Raw genomic sequence first — 6,980 nt, forward strand, 5'->3', positions numbered from 1 at the left:
CAACAGGATCTTCAAGTCCTACGAAGACATTCTCGACCATTGCTGTTTCGCTTGGAACAAGCTCATCGCCCAACCATGGCGCATCATGTCCATCGGCCTCAGGGACTGGGCTCACGCGTACTGATCAATGCGGATTGGTATGAGTCGCAATAGACCTTGCCCTTGTGCGCCATAGCGACGGGCTTGAAATGAGTCTCACACAAATGCCGTTTGACTAATTAGACTGATAGTCGCATATTATCTAAGAACTCATTGCGACGGAGGAAGCCATGAAAGTCGGATATGCGAGAACCAGCACCATCGAACAGATTGCCGGTCTGGAAGCCCAGGAACGCGATCTGAAAGCTGCCGGTGCCGAGAAGGTCTTCACGGAGCGGGTGTCATCGGTTGCCAAGCGCGATCAGCTACAGGCCGCATTGGACTTCTGCCGGGAGGGAGACACCCTCATCGTCACCAAGCCCGACAGGCTCGCCAGAAGCATTGAGAACCTTGTGAGCATCACGGGCCGTCTCAAGGCCAAGGGCGTCACCCTTCATGTTCTGTCCATGGGCCTCGATACCTCCACGCCGAACGGCAAGCTGATGTTGACCCTGCTTGGAGGCATTGCCGAATTCGAGCGCGAATTGATGTTGGAACGGCAGCGTGAAGGCATCGCCAAGGCCAAAGCTGATGGCAAGTACAAGGGCCGCGTTCCCACCGCACAGCGGCAGGCCGGGGAGATTGCGAAGTTGAAAGCCGAAGGATTGAAGGCCGACGACATCGCCCAACGGCTGAACATTTCCCGCGCATCCGTGTTTAGGGTCCTCAAAAATGCTGCATGAGGCCATGCGGATTGATTGCCCCTCAGTGACTCAGGGAAGGCCCCGCTGTGGTTTCCAGGGTTTGGAGTTACAAAGTGGCCCTCAACCGTCAATGCCGCTCAGCGTCCACGAAATCGTTTGCAACGCGACACTCTTTAAAGAGTAGGGAAGATTTCAACGTGTGCTTGGTTGTGGACTCAAGAGCAACAATACACGCTCATCGTGATGCGACGCGGGAGCCGAGGCAGGGGGCCGACGCGTGGGGGGAGTTGTTGCGTCCGAACAGCGGCGGCTCCCCCTTCATCCTCTATAATAGTGACTGCTAACTTTCGTGAACTTCCGCCGTCCGCCCGTGACGCATGTGACGGGTCCCCGTATATAGACCGTTCGCGCGCGCGCGTGTGACGGTGCAAACCAAATTTCGTGTCACATCCGTCACGCCTGAACATCAGACCAGTGTGGCGCATGCAGGGTGGGGTTGATGGAATAGCCCGTGTAACCGCGTCCATGCCTCTTCCTGTTCTCCCGAAAGCCTCTGGTTTCAAGCTTGGCAACAAAGGACTTTGACGAGCCGATAGGTTCGCCTGCCTTCTCTGCCCATGTCTTCCAGGACGAGAACAGGTCTGCCGACGACTCCCATGCCTGGGGATCGACAATACAACAGTCATCCAACCAGGCTGCGGTCGCATCCTCTGCTTCGAGATATGCCGCCGTCGCCTGCTTGACTGCTTCGGGAGGGTTCAGCCCCACGCGCTGCCAGTCGAGGCAACCTTGCACGGCCCATGACAGAATTCCCGGCCATTCGGCCTTGAGTTTGTCCTTCAGGTGCAGATCGCGTTCTTCGGCAGGAATTGTGACTGTGAAGGGCAACAGGTGAAAACGCCGCCTGATAGCCTCATCGACGCTGCGAAGCCCCGGCTTGTGATTTCCTGCAACCAGCAATTTGAACTGTGGGACGTACTCGAAGAAGTCTTGGCGCATGAAACGGGCCGAAATCTTGTCGCCACCTGTCAATTGCTTGATCTTTGCTTCTGCCCACCTTCGGCCTTCCTCCGTCTCCGTGGCCGTCACGAGACGAGCGCCACGCAGCCCCGCAAGGTCAGTCGGGTGACGATCTCCCGAGGATGCCGTGAACGTCTCGATAGGAGCGGTCTTGTGATAGTCGCCCAGGACACCGGCCAGCGTGTCGATGAATACGCTCTTGCCGTTCGCGCCGAGGCCATAGAGGAAGAACAGCGCATGAGCAGACGTATCGGCGAAGATGCGAAGCCAGCCATCGAAGGTCGACGCCGGGTTGTCGATCACTTCTTCACCCAGGGCGAAAGAGTGACCCCATTCGGATGTGAGACTGCCGGTCTGCGGGTTCCACAGAATGAGATCATTGATCCCGCCAAAGACAATCCACTTCGGACCGGAAGTCGTCTCCTCGAAGACGCCGCGATAGATCACGCCAGTGCAAGTCTGTGGTGTATAGGGATGAACGATTGCGGTCGGCGCAATACCGAGCGCCAGAAGTGTGTCGATGTCGGCCTGTTTCAAGTCGCGGAGGTCAAGCATAGCGCGTGCCCTCCACAACAAGCGTGGGGCCAAGACGATACACGGCCAGACGACGAGATTGCGGATTCAGGTTGGATGTGCCATATGCCGAGGTATCGATTGCTGCCCGCATCGAGGATACCCCGGAGCCGTTGGACGCTGATGATACCAGCGTCGGCGGCTTCGGCATTTCAGAGACCATGGACTATGCGGCCTCCACGCGGGAAGCGATCAACTTCTCAATGCAGGCGTCCAGTTCGTCTTCAGGATAGAAGTCGCGGCCACTGATCTTGACCGGCACAGGCAACAGGTCTTTGTGTCGCCATGCCCACATCTGACTCGGGTTCCCGAACCGCTTCAGGGCATCGGCCTTAGGGATTAACTTCCTGGACTTGCCAGCGGAAGCGTTGGGATTGCCAAGGTTCACGTCGTTCATGAGCAATCACCTCGTTGTGGAAGGTGATTGCTCATGTACAGCCCGAGATAACGTTCGACGGAATGCTCCTAGAGCTGCGCGTTAAGGTTGAGCTTTACCGCAACCTGTCCCAAGCTTTGTTCAGCGCACCTTTGGTTATGCGAATTCCTGCGGCCCGCATACAGGCATCAATAAACTTGGATCGCCTGTCAGAGAATCCTTCCCCCTGCACAGGGCCCAGGTATCGGTCGAACAGATTGTTGATGTCCCAGATAAGCATCTGGCGGGGCACATCCTCAGTTCTGCCGCCTGATTTAATCCGCTCAGTCGATCGAAAGCTGAGCCGATGAATATCGTCCTGTATCAATTCCGGCAGGCTGGCAATCAACTGTCGAATCTCAATTAGGGCATGTCCCGATTTTCGCACACGAATTGCATCGCGCATGGTGTCGTCATGCGACAGCGCAACAAGTCGGCGCACACCTTCCAGCATACTGATTTCTCGTACTTGCTTTTCGAGATTTGTCAGCGCTTCTTCAATCTTCGAAGGCGGAGGTCGGTCTTGGGCATTTTGGGCCGCATGATACTGACGAATGCACTTTTCTATTTCGTCAATCAGGAGCGGTGATACTGGCTTCTGCATTGCAGCATCAAGGCGTTCTGCGACCGCAGTCTTGACGGCATTTCCGTCGTAGGGGACGGCTTGGAACTCAAAGTCCATCCTGTCTTTTTGTTGCGGGCGCTTCATGCCTCGCCCCCGTTCTCGCCTGAATCTGCGAAATTTGCCGCTGCAGGCCTGAGAACCTGCCGCGCCCATGCGGCAAGAGCCTTGCGGCGTTCATCATCGTAAGTCGCGCGGTTGTATGTCCCTGCAACACCCGCCTTGGAGCCGGAAATGTGGTTCAGGATCGCCTCGACCACATGCGGCAGCGTTCCCATATCGTTCAGGTGTGTGGCGACGGTTCTACGCAAGTCATGCAAGGTCCAGTGGGGTATCGGCCCCTGTTCTTTTCTGGTTGCAGAAATATGCTTGTCCAAGCTGGCCTTGAACTTGGAAAATCCGCTTATCGGGTTCTTTCCATCCGTAGAAAACACGTAGGGGCAATCCTTGCCGTCGTGGGAGAGACGCGGCAGCGAATTCAGGACGCCAACGACCTCAGGCGCGAGAGGAACGTCATGCGGACGCCTGTTCTTTGTGACCTCTGCCGGAATTTGCCAAACAGGACTTTCTCCATTCAGGTCGAGGCCATCCCATCTCATGAAAGACGTTTCCTGCCGACGTTGCCCACATAGCGCCAGAACATGGACAAATGACCGGAAGGGATCGGGCATAGCCGAAGCGGCTGCAATGACCTCCGACAGTTCATCAAGGGTCAGAACTCGAACCCGGGCATTCTCGGCAGCAGAATAGTCCACGGCCATGTTTGCGGCAGGGTTGAAATCAATCAGATCGCGATCAAGACACCACGAAAAGAATTTGCTGATGTACGCTTTCCAGAGACGGGCAGCGGCGTCGTGACCTTCGTCTTCGAACTTGTTGATGATCTTGCGAACGTGGGACCGGGAAATGTCAGAGACGGGCAGGGCGATCCAGGTCTTGGTTGGGTCCCCCTGCAATGCCCACTTGTACCCCCGTTCGGTGGCGGCCCGTAGTGGCTTTGAAGTCCGTATCGCCTTTGCCTTGCCACCCGTCGTCTCCTTTCGGACGTAGACCTTAAGGAACAGCTCAGCCATGTGGGCGAATGTCTTTTGCCTCCGTACAGCTTCCGCTTTCGCTGCCGCTTCTTCCTCAGACCGGGGATCAATTCCAGCCTGTATCTTGCGGCGGATTTCTTCTGCCTTCTCGCGGGCCTTGGCGAGTGTGATCTTGCCGCTCTGACCTTCTTCTCCCCATTCGCCCAGATGATATCGTTGCTTCTTGACTTCACCCTTCTCCATGACGCGGCTGTAGAAGAAGAATGTTGTCTCCTTCGCGCTGCGACGACACCCGAAGCCGGGAGTCTCCTTGTCATGGATTTCCAGTCGCCCCTTTGAGGGGGCCTTTTGTTTGTTCAAGAGCGCCGTCGTCAGGACAGTCATGGACCTCTCCACCATATCTGGGGGCAAACATTGGGGGCAAATATGCGCTGTCTTGAAGCGTTATTCAATGTTTCGTTTCGTTAGCAAGAAACCTTCTAAAACATTGTTGAATTGGGATGAACCTCGTTTGGTTGTGATGCTGCGAAAGGCGTTGATATGTGTTGGCCTTTTACTCTTAATCAGCGGGTCGCAGGTTCGAATCCTGCATCGCCCACCATTCTTTCCATAAGTAAAGTTGAGATCGGTGGTCTAGCAGGGTTGTTGCGCGCGGGTCTTCGCGGACAGAATTCTATTGCATCGCTGTGTCGCTGACGTTCAGATGGAACGGCCATGAACAGTGACGCCAACACTCACACCAGCACATCCAGCCGCGCAGACAGCATGCGGCGGCTCGCGAACCTGCCGTCGCCCGATGTGCTGATCATCGGCGGCGGCGTCAATGGGGTTGGCACTTTGCGCGACCTGGCGCTGAACGGCATTTCGGCGGTGCTGGTGGAACAGGGTGACTTCGCCTGCGGCGCGAGCGGTGCCTCGACGCGGATGGCCCATGGCGGGTTGCGCTATCTCGAAGGCCGCGAGTTCAGGCTGGTGGCGGAAGCGGTGCGCGAACGGAATCTTCTCCTGCATCATGCGCCTCACATCGTGCGCCCGCTCGAAATCGTCGTGCCGCTGGATTCCGTCACGCAGGGCCTGCTTCGCGCGGGACTGCGCTTTCTCGGACTGTCCAACGCGCCGGGGCCGTTAAGCCTCGCAGCGCTGAAAGGAGGCCTCGCGGTCTATGAGTTCTTCGGCCGTGCCGAGCGCGCGCTGCCGCCTCATGGCGTGACGACACGGCGCGAGGACTTTCCGCCAGGACTGCCCGCCGCCACGCGCGCCGTGGTGAACTACTTCGATGGGTGGATCGACACGCCGGAAGCGCTGATCTTCGAGATGCTGGCGGAAGCCGAGGCGCAGCCCGGCACGGCGGCGATCAATCATTGCGACTGGTCCCTGAACGGCGATGGTTCGTTCGAGATGAAGGACCGGCTCGGAGAGGGCCGCTGGACCCTGCGGCCGAAGATGATCGTCAATGCGGCCGGCGCCTGGGTCGATGCGGTCAACACCCGGCTTGGTTTCGCCACACATCTCGTCCGCAAGGTGAAGGGCGCGCACCTGCTGATCCGGCACGATGCGCTTCTGGCGCGCATGGCGGGACGCGCCTTCTATTTCGATGACGGCACGGGCCGCATGGCGATCTGCCTTCCGCTCCGCGAGACGGTTCTGATGGGTACGACCGAGGTCGAGACCGGCGACCCCGGCGACCGCGTGATTGACGGGCGCGAGATTGCCTATCTGCTAGGTGCGCTCTCGCGGCTGTTCACCGATATCTGCGTGACCGAAGCCGATGTGGTGGCGATGACGACTGGCATTCGTCCGTTGCGCGCGGGAGGGTCGGGCACGGCGAACAAGGCGGCGCGTGATCACGCCCTGATCGAATCAGCGATGCCGGGGCCAACTGGTCTCCCGGTCCTTTCTCTCGTCGGCGGCAAGTGGACGACCTTCCGCGCCTTCTCGGAACAGGCGGCGGATCACGTTCTCAGGCGGCTCGGCATCACGCGGACCCTCTCCACGTTGCATCGCGATTATCCGGGTGCGCCCCGGAAGGAAGACGCAGGGATGAACATGTCGGCCAACCTGCGGCTCAAGGAACTCTTTGCCCGCTACGGTCGCATCGGCTACGAGGTTGCGGCCTATTGCGGGAACGGGCCGGATGCTCCGTTGGAGCGCTTCCCGGATTTCAGCCGCCGGGAAATCGAGTGGCTGGTGCTGCGGCGCGCGGCCTGCACGCTGGAAGACCTGGTCATGCGCCGCACCGGCATGGTTCTCACCGGACGGCTCGATCTGGCGGCCCTTGAGGAGATCGCCGCCATCCAGGCCCGCGTTCTGGGCCGGGACGATGCCTGGGCCGCGGCCGAAGTGTCGCGCGCGGCCAGCGACCCCCGCATCATGGGGCTGCCCGACGCGAGAGGACGGCACGCCGCATGAAAACGCCTCTGGTTCTCGCCATCGATGCGGGCGGCACCGCCGTCAAGGTGACGCTTGTCGACATCGAAGGGCGGGTACAGGGGCAACGAGCTGCCGACGTCCACACCGCGCATCTGGCCGATGGC

6 protein-coding genes and 1 pseudogene are annotated in these 6,980 nt (G+C 58.8%); 3 read left to right on the plus strand and 4 right to left on the minus strand.

What is annotated here, in order from left to right; all coding sequences use genetic code 11:
• Together ACEW8Q_RS09245 and ACEW8Q_RS09250 are read left to right on the plus strand one after the other, a co-directional pair.
• A pseudogene (locus tag ACEW8Q_RS09245) lies at positions 1-124 on the plus strand (IS630 family transposase); the annotation flags it as partial.
• Between the two features lie 145 nt (positions 125-269).
• Positions 270-821, plus strand: a complete 552-nt coding sequence (locus tag ACEW8Q_RS09250) for a recombinase family protein (RefSeq protein WP_373503765.1) — start codon at positions 270-272, stop codon at positions 819-821.
• 414 nt (positions 822-1,235) lie between these two features.
• On the opposite strand, the gene ACEW8Q_RS09255 is transcribed toward ACEW8Q_RS09250, so the two are convergent.
• From ACEW8Q_RS09255 to ACEW8Q_RS09270, 4 genes are all read right to left on the minus strand, one after another.
• On the minus strand, positions 1,236-2,357 hold the full coding sequence (locus tag ACEW8Q_RS09255; protein ID WP_373503766.1) for a phage/plasmid primase, P4 family: 1,122 nt from the start codon (positions 2,355-2,357) through the stop codon (positions 1,236-1,238).
• Positions 2,358-2,541: 184 nt separating this feature from the next.
• Positions 2,542-2,772 (minus strand): helix-turn-helix transcriptional regulator, encoded by a 231-nt coding sequence (locus tag ACEW8Q_RS09260; RefSeq protein WP_373503767.1) that lies wholly within the window; start codon positions 2,770-2,772, stop codon positions 2,542-2,544.
• Positions 2,773-2,866: 94 nt separating this feature from the next.
• A complete protein-coding gene (locus ACEW8Q_RS09265) occupies positions 2,867-3,499 on the minus strand; it encodes a hypothetical protein (protein ID WP_373503768.1) in 633 nt (210 codons plus the stop codon).
• Positions 3,496-4,830 carry a tyrosine-type recombinase/integrase gene (locus tag ACEW8Q_RS09270; protein WP_373503769.1) on the minus strand — a complete coding sequence of 445 codons (1,335 nt, stop codon included), beginning with the start codon at positions 4,828-4,830 and terminating at the stop codon, positions 3,496-3,498. Before ACEW8Q_RS09270 ends, ACEW8Q_RS09265 begins: the two co-directional genes overlap by 4 nt.
• 330 nt (positions 4,831-5,160) lie before the next feature.
• Here ACEW8Q_RS09270 and ACEW8Q_RS09275 point away from each other — a divergent pair, with 330 nt between their 5' ends.
• A complete protein-coding gene (locus tag ACEW8Q_RS09275; protein ID WP_373503770.1) occupies positions 5,161-6,855 on the plus strand; it encodes a glycerol-3-phosphate dehydrogenase/oxidase in 1,695 nt (564 codons plus the stop codon).
• Positions 6,856-6,980 lie beyond the last annotated feature (125 nt).

Origin of the sequence: Aestuariivirga sp., assembly GCF_041738905.1 — a bacterium.
GTDB lineage: Bacteria > Pseudomonadota > Alphaproteobacteria > Rhizobiales > Aestuariivirgaceae > Aestuariivirga.